Annotated in this window: 16 protein-coding genes and 1 tRNA gene; 6 read left to right on the top strand and 11 right to left on the bottom strand. The window is 64.8% G+C overall.

Annotation, left to right across the window (positions count from 1 at the left end):
* The first annotated feature begins 82 nt into the window (after nt 1-82).
* Both RX329_RS03165 and RX329_RS03160 read left to right on the top strand, forming a co-directional pair.
* The gene (locus RX329_RS03165) at nt 83-1,222 is read left to right on the top strand and encodes an FAD-dependent monooxygenase (RefSeq protein WP_085383582.1); all 1,140 of its coding nucleotides are present in this window, start codon (nt 83-85) and stop codon (nt 1,220-1,222) included.
* Entirely contained in the window at nt 1,219-2,832 is a 1,614-nt protein-coding gene (locus RX329_RS03160) for a benzoate-CoA ligase family protein (RefSeq protein ID WP_085351603.1), read from the top strand. Before RX329_RS03165 ends, RX329_RS03160 begins: the two co-directional genes overlap by 4 nt.
* A gap of 20 nt (nt 2,833-2,852) precedes the next feature.
* Here RX329_RS03160 and RX329_RS03155 read toward each other — a convergent pair whose 3' ends face one another.
* Nucleotides 2,853-3,365 (bottom strand): MarR family winged helix-turn-helix transcriptional regulator, encoded by a 513-nt coding sequence (locus tag RX329_RS03155; RefSeq protein ID WP_085351604.1) that lies wholly within the window; start codon nt 3,363-3,365, stop codon nt 2,853-2,855.
* Entirely contained in the window at nt 3,355-3,987 is a 633-nt protein-coding gene (maiA, locus tag RX329_RS03150) for a maleylacetoacetate isomerase (RefSeq protein ID WP_085351605.1), read from the bottom strand. Before maiA ends, RX329_RS03155 begins: the two co-directional genes overlap by 11 nt.
* 90 nt (nt 3,988-4,077) lie before the next feature.
* Here maiA and gtdA point away from each other — a divergent pair, with 90 nt between their 5' ends.
* Complete coding sequence (gene gtdA / locus RX329_RS03145; RefSeq protein ID WP_085358803.1) at nt 4,078-5,118, top strand: gentisate 1,2-dioxygenase; 1,041 nt, start codon at nt 4,078-4,080, stop codon at nt 5,116-5,118.
* 118 nt (nt 5,119-5,236) lie between these two features.
* Here gtdA and RX329_RS03140 read toward each other — a convergent pair whose 3' ends face one another.
* From RX329_RS03140 to RX329_RS03125, 4 genes are read right to left on the bottom strand one after another with little or no spacing between them, the layout of a single operon-like run.
* Complete coding sequence (locus RX329_RS03140) at nt 5,237-6,061, bottom strand: ABC transporter permease (RefSeq protein ID WP_085384086.1); 825 nt, start codon at nt 6,059-6,061, stop codon at nt 5,237-5,239.
* Entirely contained in the window at nt 6,054-6,827 is a 774-nt protein-coding gene (locus tag RX329_RS03135) for an ABC transporter ATP-binding protein (RefSeq protein ID WP_085351608.1), read from the bottom strand. Before RX329_RS03135 ends, RX329_RS03140 begins: the two co-directional genes overlap by 8 nt.
* 16 nt (nt 6,828-6,843) lie before the next feature.
* Nucleotides 6,844-7,848 (bottom strand): ABC transporter substrate-binding protein, encoded by a 1,005-nt coding sequence (locus tag RX329_RS03130; protein WP_085358807.1) that lies wholly within the window; start codon nt 7,846-7,848, stop codon nt 6,844-6,846.
* A 34-nt stretch (nt 7,849-7,882) separates the two neighbouring features.
* Entirely contained in the window at nt 7,883-9,247 is a 1,365-nt protein-coding gene (locus RX329_RS03125; RefSeq protein WP_085358809.1) for an FAD-dependent oxidoreductase, read from the bottom strand.
* Between the two features lie 113 nt (nt 9,248-9,360).
* Between RX329_RS03125 and RX329_RS03120 the strand changes: the two genes are divergently transcribed.
* The gene (locus tag RX329_RS03120) at nt 9,361-10,245 is read left to right on the top strand and encodes a LysR family transcriptional regulator (protein ID WP_018452983.1); all 885 of its coding nucleotides are present in this window, start codon (nt 9,361-9,363) and stop codon (nt 10,243-10,245) included.
* Between the two features lie 47 nt (nt 10,246-10,292).
* Here the strand turns inward: RX329_RS03120 and RX329_RS03115 are convergent, their stop codons facing one another.
* On the bottom strand, nt 10,293-11,096 hold the full coding sequence (locus tag RX329_RS03115) for an enoyl-CoA hydratase-related protein (protein ID WP_085358813.1): 804 nt from the start codon (nt 11,094-11,096) through the stop codon (nt 10,293-10,295).
* Nucleotides 11,097-11,250: 154 nt separating this feature from the next.
* On the opposite strand from RX329_RS03115, the gene RX329_RS03110 reads away from it, so the two are divergent.
* Nucleotides 11,251-12,225, top strand: a complete 975-nt coding sequence (locus RX329_RS03110; RefSeq protein WP_085358815.1) for a ketopantoate reductase family protein — start codon at nt 11,251-11,253, stop codon at nt 12,223-12,225.
* A 4-nt stretch (nt 12,226-12,229) separates the two neighbouring features.
* Here RX329_RS03110 and RX329_RS03105 read toward each other — a convergent pair whose 3' ends face one another.
* Nucleotides 12,230-12,928 (bottom strand): alpha/beta family hydrolase, encoded by a 699-nt coding sequence (locus RX329_RS03105; RefSeq protein ID WP_240543211.1) that lies wholly within the window; start codon nt 12,926-12,928, stop codon nt 12,230-12,232.
* 121 nt (nt 12,929-13,049) lie between these two features.
* Here RX329_RS03105 and RX329_RS03100 point away from each other — a divergent pair, with 121 nt between their 5' ends.
* Complete coding sequence (locus RX329_RS03100; protein WP_085394763.1) at nt 13,050-14,195, top strand: acyl-CoA dehydrogenase family protein; 1,146 nt, start codon at nt 13,050-13,052, stop codon at nt 14,193-14,195.
* Between the two features lie 26 nt (nt 14,196-14,221).
* On the opposite strand, the gene RX329_RS03095 is transcribed toward RX329_RS03100, so the two are convergent.
* The 3 genes from RX329_RS03095 to RX329_RS03085 all read right to left on the bottom strand — a co-directional run bounded on the left by RX329_RS03095 (nt 14,222) and on the right by RX329_RS03085 (nt 16,616).
* The gene (locus RX329_RS03095; RefSeq protein WP_085358817.1) at nt 14,222-15,361 is read right to left on the bottom strand and encodes an amidohydrolase/deacetylase family metallohydrolase; all 1,140 of its coding nucleotides are present in this window, start codon (nt 15,359-15,361) and stop codon (nt 14,222-14,224) included.
* A gap of 124 nt (nt 15,362-15,485) precedes the next feature.
* Nucleotides 15,486-15,562 (bottom strand) — tRNA-Arg (locus RX329_RS03090).
* Nucleotides 15,563-15,659: 97 nt separating this feature from the next.
* Complete coding sequence (locus RX329_RS03085; protein WP_085358819.1) at nt 15,660-16,616, bottom strand: tripartite tricarboxylate transporter substrate-binding protein; 957 nt, start codon at nt 16,614-16,616, stop codon at nt 15,660-15,662.
* Between the last annotated feature and the right edge of the window lie 31 nt (nt 16,617-16,647).

Here is a 16,647-nt window from a genome sequence, read left to right as displayed (position 1 = left end):
GATAATTCCGCTGGCGCGGGTGGCCGGAGCACATTAGTCTACCCCTAGATAGTAAGTATACTGTCAATTAGGGAGGCAGACGTTGCGGATCGCCGTGATTGGCGGGGGGCCCGGTGGGCTCTACTTCGCCTATCTCTGGAAGAAGCGTCACCCCGAGGATCAAGTCGACCTGTTCGAACAGAACCCGGCCGACGCGACCTGGGGCTTTGGCGTGGTGTTTTCTGATCAGGCCCTGGAATTCCTGCGCGCCGACGACCCCGAGACGGTCGACGCGATCTCGCCGCACATGGAGAGCTGGGAGAACATCACGCTGAACCTGAGCGGCGACAGCGTGGCCATCGACGGCGTCGGCTTCTCCTCGATCGGCCGGCTCGAGCTCTTGCGATTCCTGCAGCAGCGCGCGATCAATGCCGGCGTCACCCCGCGCTTCGACACGCCGATTCATGCGATCGATCAGCTCAACGGGCACGATCTGATCGTCGCTGCCGACGGGCTGAACTCGCTGGTACGCCGCGCCTTCGAGGGCGATTTCGGCACCTCGCTGTCCTACTCCTCGAACAAGTTCGTCTGGTACGGCACCTCGAAGCGCTTCGAGACGCTGTCGCAGACCTTCGTCAAGACGGACCGCGGTGCCTTCAACGCCCATCACTACCGCTACTCGCCGACCATGAGCACCTTCCTGGTCGAATGCGACCATGCGACGTGGCAGGCCTACGGTTTCGCCTACAAGGACGTGGAGCAGTCCAAAGGTGTCTGCGAGGAGGTGTTCGCCGACACGCTCGGCGGCCGCTCGCTGGTCTCCAACAAATCGGTCTGGCGCAACTTCCCCTGGGTCTGGAACGAGCACTGGTCGTTCAAGAACATGGTGCTGCTCGGTGACGCCCTGCACTCGGCGCATTTTTCGATCGGCTCCGGCACGCGGCTTGCGATCGAGGACGCCATTGCACTGGTCAAGGCGCTGGAATCGGACGCCCATCTCTCGACCGCCCTGCATCGCTACCAGGCCGCGCGAAAGCCGGTGGTGCAGAAGCTCGTCAATGCCGCGCGGACCAGCGCTTTCTGGTACGAGCACTTTGCTCAGCACATGCAGCAGGGCCTGATGGACTTTGCCTATAGCTACATCACCCGCTCCGGCCGCATCGACGACTCCCGCCTGCGCGCGATGTCGCCGGCCTTCATGGCGCGCTACGAAGCCGCCAAGAACGGTGGGGACGAGGCATGAGCCAGCAGATTCACGACCAGGTGCCCGCCGACTGCGCGGGCGCGCGCGAGATCGGCTTTTCCGTTCCGCAGGTCTACAATGCCAGCCGCGTGCTGTTCGACAATGTCGGCAAAGGCCACGGTGACAAGCTCGCGCTCATTGGCCCCGCGGGCACGCGCACCTACGCGGAGCTCTGCGCGGAAGCCGGGCGCTGGGGCAACGGCTTTGCCTCGCTCGGCCTCAAGCGCGGCGATCGCGTGCTGTTGTTCCTCGATGACACTCCGGCCTACCCGGCCGCGTTCTTCGGCGCGGTGCGCGCCGGCTTCGTGCCATTGCTGATCAACACGCTGACACCGCCGGATCTGCTGCAATTCTATCTCGCCGATTCCGGCGCGACTGTTGCGGTGGCGGACGCCGAGTTCTGTGCACGTTTCAACGCCGAGGCCTGCAAGGACACGGCCCTGCATACCCTGGTCGTCGTCAATGGCCCGGCGAGCGATCACGCCGCGCCGAACGCCGTTTCCGCCGCCGGCTGGCTCCCGCAGTTTCCGACTGAGCTCGCGGAAGCCGACACGCATCGCAACGAGATGGCGTTCTGGATGTATTCGTCCGGATCGACCGGCCGGCCCAAGGGCATCGTGCATCTCCAGCACGACATGGCCTATAGCGAAGCCGCCTTTGCGCAGAACGTCTTGAAGCTGACGCCGGATGACATCTGCTTCTCGGTGCCAAAAATCTTCTTCGCCTATGGCTTCGGCAACGCGATCACCTTCCCGTTCTCGGCGGGCGCGACGACACTGCTGTTGCCCGGCCAGCCGAAGCCCGCGGCAATCTTTTCGGCGATCGAGCAGTACAGGCCGACGGTCTTCTTCGGCCTGCCGACGCTCTATACATCGCTGACCAAGGCCGAGGGTGCGAACAAGACCGACTTCTCGTCGCTGCGCATGGCACTCTCGGCCGCCGAGGTGCTCTCGGCCGAAGTCTTCAACGGCTGGAAGACGCTCACCGGTCTCGAGATCGTGGAAGGCCTCGGCTCGACCGAGGTGCTGCACATCTATCTCTCCAACCGCCCCGAGCGGAAGAAGCTCGGCGCCGCCGGCCTGCGCGTGCCCGGCTATGAGGTCGCGCTGCGCGACAAGGACGGCCGCGATGTCGCCGACGACGAGGAAGGCATCTTGTGGGTGCGCGGCGATTCCAACACGCCGCTGTACTGGAACCGGCCGGACAAATCCGCCGAGACCATCCGCGAAGGCGGCTGGATCTACACCGGCGACCGCTTCGTCCGCGATGGCGATGGCTTTCACTTCTTCCGCGGCCGCGCCGACGATCTCATCAAGATCTCCGGCCAATGGGTCTACCCGCTCGAGGTTGAGCTTTGCCTCGCCGACCACCCGGACATCCGCGAATGCGCGGTGTTCGCCGCCGAGCTGCCGGACCGGCGCATGACGCTTAAGGCAGTGGTGGTGATGAACACCCGCGCGGCGGATCAAAGCGAAACGACCCGGCGGCTGCAGGATTACGTGAAGGGCAAACTGCTTCCTTACAAATATCCGCGCGAGGTGATCTTCATCGACGAGCTGCCGAAGACCGGCACGGGGAAGATCGACCGGCAGGCGTTGTTGCGGATGTGAACCTCCGCTGTCATCCAGGATTAAGGCGCCTTCCCCATATGCTCCAGCGCGTCCTCCGCCCGCAGCGGCACTCGTGACGCCTCGTTGTTGAGATCGACGAGCTGCGCCAGGAGCCCCATAAGCGCCTTGCGGTCCGCTGGCTTGAGCGGCTCGAGCATCCGCGCCTGGGCGCGTTCGACGGCGGGAATGATGTCGCGCAGGATCGCCGCGCCTGATTTGGTCAAATAGAGCAGCTTGATCCGCTTGTCTTCCGGCGCCGGCCTGCGCTCGACGAAATCCTTGGCCTGAAGCCGCTCGATCACACTGCCCAGCGTGGAGCGGTCGAAGGCGATCACTGCGGACAATCGCGTCGCGTCGATGCCGGGGTGGGTGTGGATCGCGATCAGCGCCGCGTATTGCACCGGCGTGAGGTCGAACGCCTTGCACTCCTCCATGAAGATCGAGACCGCGATCTGCTGCATGCGCCGGAACAGATAGCCCGGCGCGGCATAGACCGCGTCTATCGTGATCGGAGGGACAGGCTTACTCGGCATCGGGCTGCTTCTCCGGCGCGGCGTTGACGAACGCCGGCAGGGCCTTGGCCGCAGCTTCCGCTTCAAGCAGGCGCGGATAGGCGGAGACGTCGACGCCGAAGCGGCGCGCATTGGCGAGCTGCGGCACAAGACAGAGATCGGCGAGCGTCGGCACATCCCCGAAGCAGAACGGGCCCGGCTCGCTTCTGATCAGCGTCTCGCAGGCCGCGAGCCCCTCGCGGTTGACCCAGGCCGCCCAGTCCTGAACCTTCTCCTCGGCAAGGCCGAGCTCGCGCAGCCGCGCCAGCACCTTCAGATTCTGCACGGGGTGAGTGTCGCAGGCGATCGCCAACGCGAACGCCCTCACCTTGGCGCGCTGCAACGCATCCCTCGGCAACAGGGGCGGGTTGGGATGGGTTTCGTCGAGCCATTCGATGATGGCGACCGATTGGGTCAGCACTGCGCCCGCATCGTTCTCCAGCGCGGGCACCAGGCCCTGCGGATTGATGGCGAGATAGGCTGGCGCACATTGTTCGCCCTTGCGAAGGTGATGCGGCAGGTGCTCGGCACCGAGGCCCTTGAGGTTCAGCGCGATCCGCACCCGGTAGGCGGCGCTGGAGCGGAAATAGCCGTGCAGCTTCATCGGAACCCTCCCGTTTCGTTCTTGTTCGCACGTTGACGCTACCCAGATCGTAAGTATACTGTCAATCAACAAAGCGACGGGAGCCGCACCATGGAAGCCGTGACCAAGACGCCGGAACGCGAGGCGTTCTACAAGAAGATCGACGGCGAGAATCTCACCGCGCTCTGGACGGTCATGAGCGATTTGATCACGCCGGAGCCGAAGAGTGCCTGCCGGCCGCATCTGTGGAAGTTCGACATCATCCGCGACTACATGACCGAAGCCGGCAAGCTGATCACGGCGAAAGAGGCCGAGCGGCGCGTGCTAGTTCTGGAAAACCCCGGCCTGCGCGGACAGTCGAAAATCACCACGTCGCTCTATGCCGGCGTGCAGATGGTGGTGCCCGGCGACGTCGCGCCCGCGCACCGGCACAGCCAATCGGCACTGCGCTTCGTGCTCGAAGGCAAGGGCGCCCACACCGCCGTGGACGGCGAGCGCACCGCGATGGAGCCCGGCGACTTCATCATCACGCCGTCGATGACCTGGCACGATCATTCCAACGAGACCGACCAGCCGATGTTCTGGCTCGACGGTCTCGACATTCCGCTGGTGCAATTCTTCGACTGCTCTTTCGCGGAAGGCTCCAACGAGGATCAGCAGAAGATTACAAGGCCGGCCGGCGACAGCTTTGCGCGCTACGGCCACAATTTGCTGCCGGTCGACGTGAAACGGAGCTCGAAGACTTCGCCGATCTTCAGCTATCCCTATGCCTACACGCGCGAGGCACTGGAGAAAGCCCGCACGAGCCAGGAGTGGGACGCCTGTCACGGGCTGAAGCTGAAGTTCAGCAACCCCGAGACCGGCGACTTCGCGATGCCGACCATCGGCACGTTCATCCAGTTGCTGCCGAAAGGCTTCAAGACCGCGCGCTATCGCGCGACGGACGCAACGGTGTTCTGTCCGATCGAAGGCCACGGCCGCACCCGCATCGGGGATGCGACGTTCGAATGGGGCCCGCGCGATTTGTTCGTGGTGCCGAGCTGGCAATGGGTCACGCACGAGGCCGACATTGATGCGGTGCTGTTCAGCTTCTCGGATCGGCCCGTGCAGCAGAAGCTGGATCTGTTCCGGGAAGATCGCGGGAATGCGTGAGGACGCCGGTCTTGTAGGGTGGATTAGCCGAAGGCGTAATCCACCATCGGTTTCTCCGCGTCGACATTAGGTCGTGGGTTACGCTTCGCTAACCCACCCTACGCTGCGGTGACTGCGGCTACCGCCAGTGCAACAGCCGCGTCTCCAGCCAGTTGATCACCCTCCCCACCATCAACCCAAACACCGACAAAATCACCACGCCCGCGAGCAGCTGATCCGTCTGCATCAAATTGCCAGCCTGCAGCACGAACGCGCCGATGCCGTATTGCGCGCCGATCATCTCGGCGCTGACGACGAGCAGCAGCGCCACCGACGAGGTGATACGGAAGCCGGCGAGGATCGCGGGCAGCGCGCCCGGCCAGACCACCTTGCGCACGATGGTGGCGAACGGCACGTTGAAGCTCTGCGCCATGCGGATGAGGTTGCGCGGCACCGCGTCGACGCCGCTATAGACCGAGATCGCGGTCGAGAAGAACACCCCGAGCGCAATGGTCGCGATCTTCGGCTCTTCACCGATGCCGAGCCAGAGGATCAACAGCGGCAGCAGCGCGATCTTCGGGATCGGGAACAGCGCCGAGATGAAGGTGATGCCGACGCTGCGCGCCAGACGCGACAGGCCGATGGCAAAGCCAACGGCGACACCGGCTGCCGTTCCGAGCAGCCAGCCGACGCCGATGCGCAGGAGTGAGGCGGAAAGGTGCTGCCACAGCGCACCCGAGATCGCGAGCTGGTAGATCGCCCGCGCGATCGCCGATGGCGGTGGCAGGAATAGCGGATTGACCAGGCCGGTGCTGCCGGCCGCCTGCCAGATCGCAATGACCAGCGCGAGCGCGATCCAGCCGCCGAAACGGCTGCTCGCCGGCACGAAGCCGGCGCCGCGAAAGCGGACACGCCGGACCGCTTCATCCTTCGCAGATGTTCCCGCCGGAGCGCGATCAAGCATGCTGAACCTCGCGCTCGGCATCGATCGCCTCGTTGCGGATCAGCGACCAGATCTGGTTCTGCAGCGCGAGCAGCTTTTCACGGGCTGCAATGTCACCGCGCTCGGTGCGCGTCATCGGCACGCTCACGACCTCGCGAATGCGGCCAGGGCGCCGCGACAGCACCACGATGCGGTCGGCAAGCCGCGCCGCCTCTTCGAGATTATGCGTGACATACACGGCACCCATGCCGCCATCGGCGAGCAGCCGGACGAAATCCTCCATCAGCAGTTCGCGGGTCTGCGAATCCAACGCCGACAATGGCTCGTCCATCAGGAGAATGGCCGGCCTGACCGCGAGCGCGCGCGAAATGCCGACGCGCTGGCGCATGCCGCCGGAAAGCTGCTTTGGATAGGTTTTGCGAAAATCGGTCAGGCCGGTGCGGCGCAAGGCGTCCTCGACCAGCGCGCGGCGCTGCACGGCCGAGAGCTGGGTGTGCAGCAGCGGGAATTCGACGTTCTCCTCCACATTCGCCCAGGGCAGCAGCGCAAAGTCTTGGAACACGAAGGTGAGCGGATTGAGGCTGTCCGCCGGCGGCGATCCACGCAGCTCGGGCGCGCCGGAGGTCGGCAGCAACAGCCCGCCGAGGATCGACAGCAACGTGCTCTTGCCGCAGCCCGACGGCCCCACGATCGCCACCACCTCGCCCGCGCTGACGGTGAACGAGACGTCGTCGAGCACGGCGAGATCGCCGAAGCGATGGGTGATGTGGTTGGCGATCAGGTCCATGGACTGCGTTCTACTCTCAATCCGCCTTCACGAATTCCTTGGCGATGATCGCATTCGCGTCGAAGCCCTTGTCGGCAAAACCCTGCTCCTGGAGCCATTTGATCTGGTTGTCGACGTTCTTCACATCCAGCTTGCCGTCGGGATCGATATAGGCGCAGTTGCCGACCACCTGCTCGACCGGGAGGTTCGTATATTTGGCGATGATCTCCAGCAGCGGCTTTGTCTTGTCATTGATCGGCGCGACACCGTCCTTCATCGCGGCGAGGATGACGTCGTGATATTCGCGGTCGGCCTTTGCCAAAGCGCCGAGCAGCTTCGTCACCAGCACCTTGTTGGTCAGCGTCTTCGGCGAGGCGAACACCGCGCCCAATTGCCAGGGTGTCTCGTCGCCGACCCAGCCGAGAAACTTCGCACCGCCGTCGTCCATCAGCTTTCGCGCGGTGGAGATCGGCAGCAGCGCTGCATCCACGGTCTCGCCCTTCAGCGCGGCCGCCGCATTCGACAGCGATTGCAGCGGCACAATCTTCACGTCGGCGAGCTTGAAACCGTATTTGTCGGCAAGCAGGCCGAGCGAATAGTGAAAGGAGGAGCCAACCTGCGTCATCGCCACGCGCTTGCCCGCGAGGTCCTTCGGCGTCTTCAGGCCGCTCGCATAGGCGTTGTTGCTGGCGAAATAGCCGATCAGAGGATAACCAGCCTTCTCGCGGCTCATGCCGCCGATCACCTTGAGCACGCCCTTGCCGGCGAGATTGTAAAGACCTGCGGTGAAGGCGGTGACGCCGAAATCGATGTCGCCCGAGGTCGTCGCCACCGCGATCGGCTGCGCCGCGTCGAAGAATTTCAGCTCGACCTCGAGGCCGGCCTCGCGGAAATAGCCCTTGTCCTGCGCGATGAACACCGGCGCGGAGGAGGATAGCCTGAGCACGCCGATCCTGGCCTTCAGCGCGCCCTCGGCTCGGGCCGTGCCCATCGCTGTGATCGCCATCAGGCCAGCTAGCGCGAGCCGCACAATCCCGATCATTTCGTTTCCTCCGCCGTCGATATCTTGCAGTCGGTTACAGGCCTTCAGGCACGGGCTGGTCCCGTCCGATAAAGGCGCCCTGTTGTTTCAACGTTTCCTGCAGCTTTTCAACGGGGATGTCACGCGGGATCCGGTTTCCGGAGAGCGCCAGCGCTGCCGCGGAACCGGCCGCCTCCCCCATCACGAAACAGGCACCGGAGACCCGGGCCGCCGATTGGCCCTCATGGGTCATCGAGGCGCAGCGGCCGGCGACCAGCAGATTATCGACGCCTTCGGGCACCAGCATGCGGTAAGGCAGCTCGTTATAGCCGCGCGATTCCGGGATCGGCGGGAAGGTGAAGACGACGTCGCCGGGGACATGGGCCTCGATCGGCCAGCCATTGACCCCGATGGAATCCTCGAACGAAGCGCAGCCGAGCACGTCCTCGCCGCTGAGCTGATAGCCGCCCGTGATGCGGCGGGTTTCGCGGATGCCGAGCTGCGGCGGCAGGTCGACGATGTAGGATTTTTCAAAGCCCGGCACGGTGCGCAGGAATTCGAACGCAGCCAGCGCCTGCTTGCGGCCCTCGATCTCGCCGCGGGTGAGATCATCAGGCTCGATGCCGTTGATGGCATGGCCGTCCTCGCGCGCCACTTGCGTAAAATTCACCCGCCATTCGATGCCGGACTTCTGCGGCCGCACGATCGCGCTCTTGCGCGGGAATGTGTGGGTGCCGGCGGCGGTGGCCTGCTCCATCAATTGCGGAATGGTCCGCCAGGCTTCGCCTGCCCTCTCCGGGTCGATGTTGTTGAGACGGAGCATCATCGAGGGATACATCGGATGACCGTGCTCGTCGCCGAATTCGAACGGCGCGCCGGCCCAAACCGCGAGATCGCCGTCGCCGGAGCAATCGATGAAGATCTCCGATCGCACCGCCTGCCGGCCGGCCTTGGTCTCGACCATCAGCGCATCGATGCAGCGGTTATCGCCCATCACCACACCGGCACCAAGCGCGTGGAAAAGGATGTGCACCTTGTGACTGGCGAGCAGTTGGTCGGCCGCGATCTTGTAGGCGGCGGTGTCGTAGGCCTGGGCGAAGACCTTGCCGAGAATCAGATGCGGCGCGTTGAGGCCGTTCAAGCGATCGATCCGCGCCAGCAACTCCGACGCCATGCCCTGCACCAGCCGGTGGGCCTCGCCGTGGACATTGCCGTGCAGGCCGCAGAAATTGGTGACGCCTGCGGCGGTGCCCATGCCGCCAAGGAAGCCGTACCGCTCGATCAGCAGCGTCTTCCGTCCCGCGCGTGCGCTTGAGGCCGCCGCCACGATGCCGGCCGGACCGCCGCCGAGGACGACGACTTCATATTCGCCGTAAAGCGGCACCTGGCGCGCCGGTTCTTCGATCGTCATGGCCTGCATGGCGCGTCCTGTCCCTGAAATCCTTTGCTTGGGCCGGACTATGAATTAACCCGGATCGAGCTACAATCCGCCAAAATAGGCGATCACCTTTCTCGAATCGCGAAAGGCCGAAGATGGACATCCTGGTAAACCTTCAGGCGTTCCTCGCGACCGCCGACGCCACCGGCTTCTCCGCGGCCGCGCGAAAACTCGGCGTCTCGACGTCGGTGGTCGCCAAGCGCGTCACGCAGCTGGAGGCGCGGATCGGCACGCCACTGTTTCATCGCTCGACCCGGCAATTGCGGCTGACCGAGGCCGGCCAGCGCTACGTGCATCGCGCCCGCGGCGTCGTCACCGACGCCGCCGATCTGCTGTCGCGCATGGGCGAGAAGGGCCACGATCTCGTCGATCATCTGCGCATCAAGGCCCCGACCTCGCTGACGGTCGCGCGGCTTGCGGACGTCTTCACCGCCTTCCAGACCCAGAACCCGCGGCTCAAGCTCGAGATCGTGCTGTTCGACCGTCCGGTCGATCCCGTCACCGAAGGCTTTGACATCGCCATCGGCGCCTTCCCGCATTCCTTTGGCGGTGTCGTCGACGAACCCTTGTGCCCGCTGAAGCGGCTGCTCTGCGCCTCGCCTGCCTATTTGAAGAAACACGGCACGCCAAAACATCCGCGTGATCTGGTCGATCATCGCTGCCTCAGCTTTCTACCGACCGGCCCCGAATGGATCTTTGACGGGCCGCGCGGCCGCATCAGCGTCCAGGTCAGCCCGCTGCTGTCCTGCAACGAGGGCCAAGTGCTGGCGCGCAGCGCCATCGCCGGCAACGGCATTGTGTTGATATCGGACTATCTCGTCGCGGGCGCCTTGCGCGACGGCGCGCTCAAGCCGGTGCTGCGCGAGTTTCCGATTCCGGAATTGTGGGTGAAGGCTGCGATCCCTGAACGGCGGCGCAATGCCGCCGCGGTACAGGCGCTGCTCACTTTGCTGAAAAGGTCACTCGCGACGTCGCTGTAAAAGCCCGTAGCCCGGATGGAGCGAAGCGTAATCCGGGCTACTCGCGTTCAGCTTTTAGCACCTGCCCAATTCGCGGCGCGCTTTTCCGCGAACGACGCCAGCCCCTCCGCGGCTTCCGCGCTCTGTCGCTTCAGCGAATGCAGCTGCACGAGCCGCTTGTAAGCCGCATCGTCCACCGCCATGCCGCCGAACGAACTTTCCAGCGCGAGCCGCTTGGTCTCGGCCATCGCCTCCGATCCGTTGGCAAGCAACTGCTCGACCACCTTGGCGCCGGCGGCGTCGAGATCGGCGAGCGGCACCACCTCGTGGACGAGGCCGATACGACGGGCGTCCTCGGCGCCGAAACGTTCACCTGTCAGCGCGTAGCGGCGGACTTGCCGTACACCAATGGCATCGCAGAGCTGCGGGATGATGATGGCCGCGGTCAGGCCCCAGCGCACTTCGGTGATCGAGAACAGCGCGTTGTCGGCCGCGATCACAACGTCGCAGGCCGCGATCACGCCGGTGCCGCCGCCAAAGCAGCCGCCCTGCACCAGCGCGACCGTCGGGATAGCCAGCGTATTGAGCCGCTGCACGGCCTCGAACGTCGCCCGCGACGCCGCCTCGTTCGCCTCGCTCGATTGCGGCCGCACGCCGTTGATCCATTTGAGGTCGGCGCCAGCCTGGAAATGCTTGCCATTGCCCTTGAGCACGACGACGCGAAGGTTGGGCTTGCTGCCGAGATCGTCCATGGCCGCGAGCACGCCTGCGATCAACGCGCCGTCATAGGCATTGTTAACCTCCGGCCGGTTCAACGTGACGGTCGCAACCCCACGCGCATCCAGGGTCCACAGGACGGGGCTGTCGGTCATCGGTGTTCCTCCGCTCGTTTGTTTGGCGCGCACTATGACCGAGGCTCCGCGCCCTGATCCATATCTTTCGAGCGTAGGGCAGCCGCGTCCATCGCATGGCGGCTTGTGTCATGCTGCCGCGGGGCGGCATCAAGGGATCAGGGACGGACATCACATGCGCATCTGCATTTTCGGCGCGGGCGCCGTCGGCAGCCATCTTGCAGTTCGGCTGGCCCGCGCCGGCCACGAGGTCTCGTGCGTGATGCGGGGCGCGCACCTGGAGGCGGTCCGGGCCAACGGCCTCAAGCTGCGCGTCGGCGATTCCGAGGTCTCCGCCAAGGTGAACGCCTCCGGCGATCCGGCCCAGCTCGGCCCCCAGGATGTCGTGATCAGCACCTTGAAGGCAACCGCGTTGACCGGGCTGGTCTCCAGTCTCAAGCCACTACTGCAGGACGACACCGCCATCGTGTTCGCGCAGAACGGCATTCCCTGGTGGTACGGGATCGGCCTGCCGCCGCGGCACCCGACCCCGCCGGACATCTCCTTCCTCGACCCGGGCGGGCGCTTGCGCGCCTGCATTCCGAAAGAGCGGATCGTCGGCGGCGTGGTCTTCTCCTCCAACGAGGTGATCGCGCCCGGCGTGGTGCAGAACCTGACGCCGGACCGCAACCGCCTGCTGATCGGCGAATGCGACGATCGCAATTGCGAACGCATCACGATGCTCCGCGGTGTCTTCAGCGACGCACGACTGGAATCGCCGCCGGTCGCCGAGATCCGCGAGGCGATCTGGTCAAAGCTGCTGACCAACATGTCGCTGTCGGTGCTGTGCCTGCTCACCGGCCAGACCGCGCGCGGCGTGCGCGATGACCCTGCGTTCGCCGAGGTCATCCCGCGGATGCTGAACGAGGCCAACGAGATCGCTCAGCATTTTATCCCCGAGGTCAAGCGCGTATCACGCAGCGGCCCCGCCCCCAACCACAAGCCGTCGCTGCTGCAGGATTACGAGCTCGGCCGCGCCATGGAGATCGACGTCCTGGTAAAGGCGCCCCAAGCCTTCGCGCGCACCGCCGGCCTGTCGACGCCGACGCTCGACTTGATCGCCGCGCTCGCGATCCAGAAGGCGCGCGACAAGGGGCTATATTCGGCGTGAGATTTCAGGCGAGGCTGTCGATCCAGGCCGCGAGCGTATCAAGCACCTCTGTCAGCGCCTCTTCATTGGTGCGGCCGGACTTTTTCAGCACCGCGAAGGAGTGATCGCCGCCTTCGATCTCATGCAGCGTCGCCTTCGGGGCAAGAGCGGCGATGACCGGCTTGAGGAGGCCGAGATCGGCGAGCCCGTCGCGGGTGCCTCGCAGGAACAGCATCGGGATCTCGACATGGGCGAGATGCTCGGCGCGCTCCGTCGACGGCTTCTTGTCGGCGTGCAGGGGAAAACCGAGGAAGGCGAGCCCTTTGACATCAGGCAGCGGAGCCTTGGACTGCGCCTGCGAGGTCATGCGCCCGCCGAAGGATTTTCCACCCGCAACGAGCATCACACCAGGGCAGAGCCGCGCGGCTTCCTCGACTGCCACGCGGATCGTGGCGTGGGCGACCGCAGGCTGGTCGGGACGGCCCTGCTTGTTTTCCATGTAAGGAAAATTGAAGCGGAAGGTCGCGATGTCGCGAGCAGCGAGCCCCTCCGCAATCTTGTCCATCGATGCATGCCGCATCCCTGCACCGGCACCATGCGCCAGGACGTAACAGGCGCGCGCCTTGTCCGGCTGCGTCAGGATCGCGGAGACCGTGCCGATGCGCGCGATGTCGAGCTTGAGCTCTTTGGTTTTGACGGTTTGAATTTTGACAGCCACAATCAACCATCCCGATAGACGCTGCTCCGGCCGCCTTGGTAGCGTCACCGGCACAGCCTGAAAACACAATAATTGCCGCCAAAGGCTGGCCTAACCAGGCCGGCAAGCCGCATTGACCGAGGTGACCATGTCCTACCGCTCCTCCTGGATGACCGAAGAGCTCGAAATCTTCCGCGACCAGTTCCGGAAGTATCTTGCCAAGGATCTGGCCCCGCATGCCGAAAAATGGCGCGAGCAGAAGATGGTCGACCGCTTTGCCTGGCGCGGGCTCGGCGAGATGGGCGCGCTGCTGGCAAGCGTGCCGGAGGAATATGGCGGCCTGGGCGCCACCTTCGCCTATGATGCCGCCGTGCTCGACGACCTCGAAAGCACGGTGCCGGAGCTGACGACCGGCGTCTCCGTGCACAGCGCCATCGTCGCGCACTACATCCTCAATTACGGCTCGGAGGAGCAGAAGAAGCGCTGGCTGCCGAAGATGGCTTCAGGCGAGATGGTCGGCGCCATCGCCATGACCGAGCCCGGCGCCGGCTCGGATTTGCAGGCCGTCAAAACCACGGCCAGGAAGCAGGGCAATTCCTACGTCATCAACGGACAGAAGACCTTCATCACCAACGGCCAGGCTGCCGATCTCGTCATCGTGGTTGCGCGCACCGGCGATGTCGGCGCCAAGGGCATTTCGCTGATCGTGGTCGAAACCTCAGGCGCGGATGGATACAAGCGCGGGCGCAACCTCGACAAGATCGGCCTGCATGCCTCCGACACGTCCGAGCTGTTTTTCGACAACGTCGCGGTGCCGCCGGACAATTTGCTCGGCGGCGAGGAAGGCCAGGGCTTCGTGCAGCTGATGCAGCAATTGCCGCAGGAGCGCCTCGCGCTCGCGGTCGGCGCGGTCGCCGCTATGGAGCGCGCGATAAAACTCACCGTCGACTACACCAAGGAGCGCAAGGCCTTCGGCAAGCCGCTGATGGATTTCCAGAACACCGCCTTCAAGCTCGCCGAGCGCAAGACCGAAGCGATGATCGCGCGCGTCTTCGTCGACTGGTGCATCGAGCGGCTGGTCGCCAAGGACCTCGATACCGTCACGGCGTCGATGGCGAAATACTGGTGCTCGGAGAAGCAGGTCGAGACCGCCGACGAATGCCTGCAGCTGTTCGGCGGCTACGGTTACATGCAGGAATATCCGATCTCGCGCATCTTCATCGATTCCCGCATCCAGAAGATCTATGGCGGGACGAACGAGATCATGAAGCTGTTGATCGCGAGGTCGTTGTAATCAAGCCGGCGTGAACGGCCTGCCGCTCATTTCGGATGCCACCACCGGCCGCCGATCACGACGCCTTCGGAGACGATCTTGCGGTCGCCGATCAGGTGCTCGCCGACGACGTCCTCATAGTCGAACTGGCCTTCCCTCACCGAGATCAGCGTGGCGTCGCCGACGCTGCCCGGCTTGAGGCTGCCGAGCTCGGGGCGCCGCAGCGCCATCGCGGCGTTGACGGTCGAGGTTGCGATGACGTCGGACAGCGGCATGCCCATGCACAGGAATTTCGACAGGGTCGTCACCTGATCGAAGGCCGGGCCGTCGATGCAGAGCTGATGAATGTCGGACGAGATGGTGTCGGGATAGAAGCCGTTGGCGAGCATCGCACGCGCGGTCTTGAATGCGAACGAGCCCTTGCCGTGGCCGATGTCGAACAGCACGCCGCGCTCGCGGGCGTCGAGCACCGCCCGCTTCACCGTGCCCTGCGCGGTCGCAGGCGTGTTGGGGAAGGGACGGAACGCATGGGTGAGCACGTCGCCGGGGCGCAGGCGCGCCAGCACCTCCTCGTAGCTCGGCGGCGGATGATCGATATGCGCCATCAGGGGCATGCCGACCTCGTTCGCGACCTCGAGCGCGATGTCGAGCGGCACGACGCCCGACGTGCCCGAGGAATGCAGCCCCACGCGCACCTTGATGCCGACGATGAGATCGCGGTTGGCGTCGGCCACCTTGGCCGCCTCGATCGGATTCATCAGCCGCAGCTCCTCGCTCTCGCCGACCATGATCCGGTGCGAGAAGCCGAAAATGCCGGCATGCGAGACATGCAGATAAGCGAGGATACGAACCTGGCTCGGCTCGATCACATGCTTGCGGAAGCCCGCGAAATTGCCCGGCCCCGCACTGCCGGTATCGACCGCGGTGGTGACGCCGGAAAGACGGCAGAACTCCTCGGCGTCGATGCCGAGCGACGTGCCGCCCCAATAGACATGGGTGTGGAGATCGATCAGTCCCGGCGTCACGATGTAGCGAGAGACGTCGCGCACCTCGGTGCCCGGATCCGCCTTGAGCCCACTGCCGATCGCCGCGACCTTGCCGCCGGAAAAGGCGACATCGGTCACGGCGTCGAGCTTCTGGGACGGGTCGACCACACGGCCGCCGCGCAGGATCAAATCGAAAGGCATTGTCGTCTCCGGATATGGCAGCGAGGCGGGGCGGCAGTCAGCCCGGGCCAGGAGGAAGCTTCGCGCTTCTAGCAATTTTTGCGCCGACGAGCGTATCAAACGCGACGATTGCTCACTGAAAAACTGGCGATCCCGGGAAGACTCGAACTTCCGACCTACGGTTTAGGAAACCGTCGCTCTATCCGGCTGAGCTACGGGACCGCGGAACCCGCAGAGCGGGTTACCGGGGCTTCATATCAAAGCGGAAGGGGGATCGGAAGCCCTCCGCGTTGCTCAATGCGGAGGGCTGCCGGTCATCTCATGCCCGGATATTGTTGTCCTTCACCACCTTGCCCCAAATGGCGACCTGCTTGTCGAAGAAGGTCTTGAAGGCGGGAGCGTCCTCGAGCAGCAGCGTCATCTGCTGCGTTTCCTTGAGCTGGGCGGCGGTCGCGGGCTCGCTCAGGATCTCCTTGGACGCCGCCGCGAGGCCTGCGACGATGTCCGGCGGCGTCCCCGTCGGCGCGAAGATGCCCCACCAGGCCAGCGTCTCGAAATCCGGAAAGCCCGCCTCGATCGCGGTCGGCGTATCCGGCAGGCCCGGCAGCCGCTCGCGGCCGAGCTGCAGGATCGGACGCAGCATGTTGGTGCCGAGCTGGGCTGCGACCAGCGCCGCAGATCCCGCGATCAGGTCGACATGGCCGCCGAGCACGTCGTTCATCGCGGGACCACCGCCGCGATAGGGCACGTGCATGATCTCGACGCCGGCCTTGTTGCCGAGCACGGTCATGGCGAGATGGCCGAGCGTGCCGATGCCGACGGAGGCATATTTCACCGCGCCGGGCGTCGCCTTGCAGGCCGCCACCACGTCGGCAAAGCTCTTGTAGGGGCGGCCTGCACCGGCAGCGATCACGTAAGGCGCGGTGCCGACCAGCAACACCGGCATTAGCTCGCGCTCGACATCGACGGGCGGCTTGTCGAGGATGGAGGGGATCACCGCATGGGAATCGAAGGTGACCAGGAACGTCGAGCCGTCAGGCGGGCTCTTGGCGACCTGCGCCGCGCCGAGCGCGCCTGCCGCGCCCGACTTGTTCTCGACAATGACGATGCGGTTGAGCTTGGTTTGCAGATGGCTCTGGAGCAGCCGCGCCATCGCATCGGTGGATCCGCCCGGCGGAAACGGCACCACCAGTGTGATTTTTGAAGCCTGCGCCAACGCCGGCGTCATCGCGAGAATAGCCGGCGCTGCCAGCAGCGTCCGTCGTGTGATCGTCATGGTATCCCTCCCCTGTTTTCTCGCGCCCGGC

Origin of the sequence: Bradyrhizobium sp. BWC-3-1, from assembly GCF_032917965.1 — a bacterium.
GTDB classification, from domain to species: Bacteria; Pseudomonadota; Alphaproteobacteria; order Rhizobiales; family Xanthobacteraceae; genus Bradyrhizobium; species Bradyrhizobium canariense_D.
Note: the sequence above shows the minus strand (reverse complement) of the source record. Positions and strands in the feature narration are given on the sequence as shown.

What these genes read in the sequence shown, in the direction of transcription:
- RX329_RS03160 (WP_085351603.1), top strand. Translation starts at nt 1,219, where the DNA reads ATGAGCCAGCAGATTCACGACCAGGTGCCCGCCGACTGCGCGGGCGCG.
- RX329_RS03155 (WP_085351604.1), bottom strand. Translation starts at nt 3,365, where the DNA reads ATGCCGAGTAAGCCTGTCCCTCCGATCACGATAGACGCGGTCTATGCC.
- maiA (WP_085351605.1), bottom strand. Translation starts at nt 3,987, where the DNA reads ATGAAGCTGCACGGCTATTTCCGCTCCAGCGCCGCCTACCGGGTGCGG.
- gtdA (WP_085358803.1), top strand. Translation starts at nt 4,078, where the DNA reads ATGGAAGCCGTGACCAAGACGCCGGAACGCGAGGCGTTCTACAAGAAG.
- RX329_RS03140 (WP_085384086.1), bottom strand. Translation starts at nt 6,061, where the DNA reads ATGCTTGATCGCGCTCCGGCGGGAACATCTGCGAAGGATGAAGCGGTC.
- RX329_RS03135 (WP_085351608.1), bottom strand. Translation starts at nt 6,827, where the DNA reads ATGGACCTGATCGCCAACCACATCACCCATCGCTTCGGCGATCTCGCC.
- RX329_RS03130 (WP_085358807.1), bottom strand. Translation starts at nt 7,848, where the DNA reads ATGATCGGGATTGTGCGGCTCGCGCTAGCTGGCCTGATGGCGATCACA.
- RX329_RS03125 (WP_085358809.1), bottom strand. Translation starts at nt 9,247, where the DNA reads ATGCAGGCCATGACGATCGAAGAACCGGCGCGCCAGGTGCCGCTTTAC.
- RX329_RS03120 (WP_018452983.1), top strand. Translation starts at nt 9,361, where the DNA reads ATGGACATCCTGGTAAACCTTCAGGCGTTCCTCGCGACCGCCGACGCC.
- RX329_RS03115 (WP_085358813.1), bottom strand. Translation starts at nt 11,096, where the DNA reads ATGACCGACAGCCCCGTCCTGTGGACCCTGGATGCGCGTGGGGTTGCG.
- RX329_RS03110 (WP_085358815.1), top strand. Translation starts at nt 11,251, where the DNA reads ATGCGCATCTGCATTTTCGGCGCGGGCGCCGTCGGCAGCCATCTTGCA.
- RX329_RS03100 (WP_085394763.1), top strand. Translation starts at nt 13,050, where the DNA reads ATGTCCTACCGCTCCTCCTGGATGACCGAAGAGCTCGAAATCTTCCGC.
- RX329_RS03095 (WP_085358817.1), bottom strand. Translation starts at nt 15,361, where the DNA reads ATGCCTTTCGATTTGATCCTGCGCGGCGGCCGTGTGGTCGACCCGTCC.
- RX329_RS03085 (WP_085358819.1), bottom strand. Translation starts at nt 16,616, where the DNA reads ATGACGATCACACGACGGACGCTGCTGGCAGCGCCGGCTATTCTCGCG.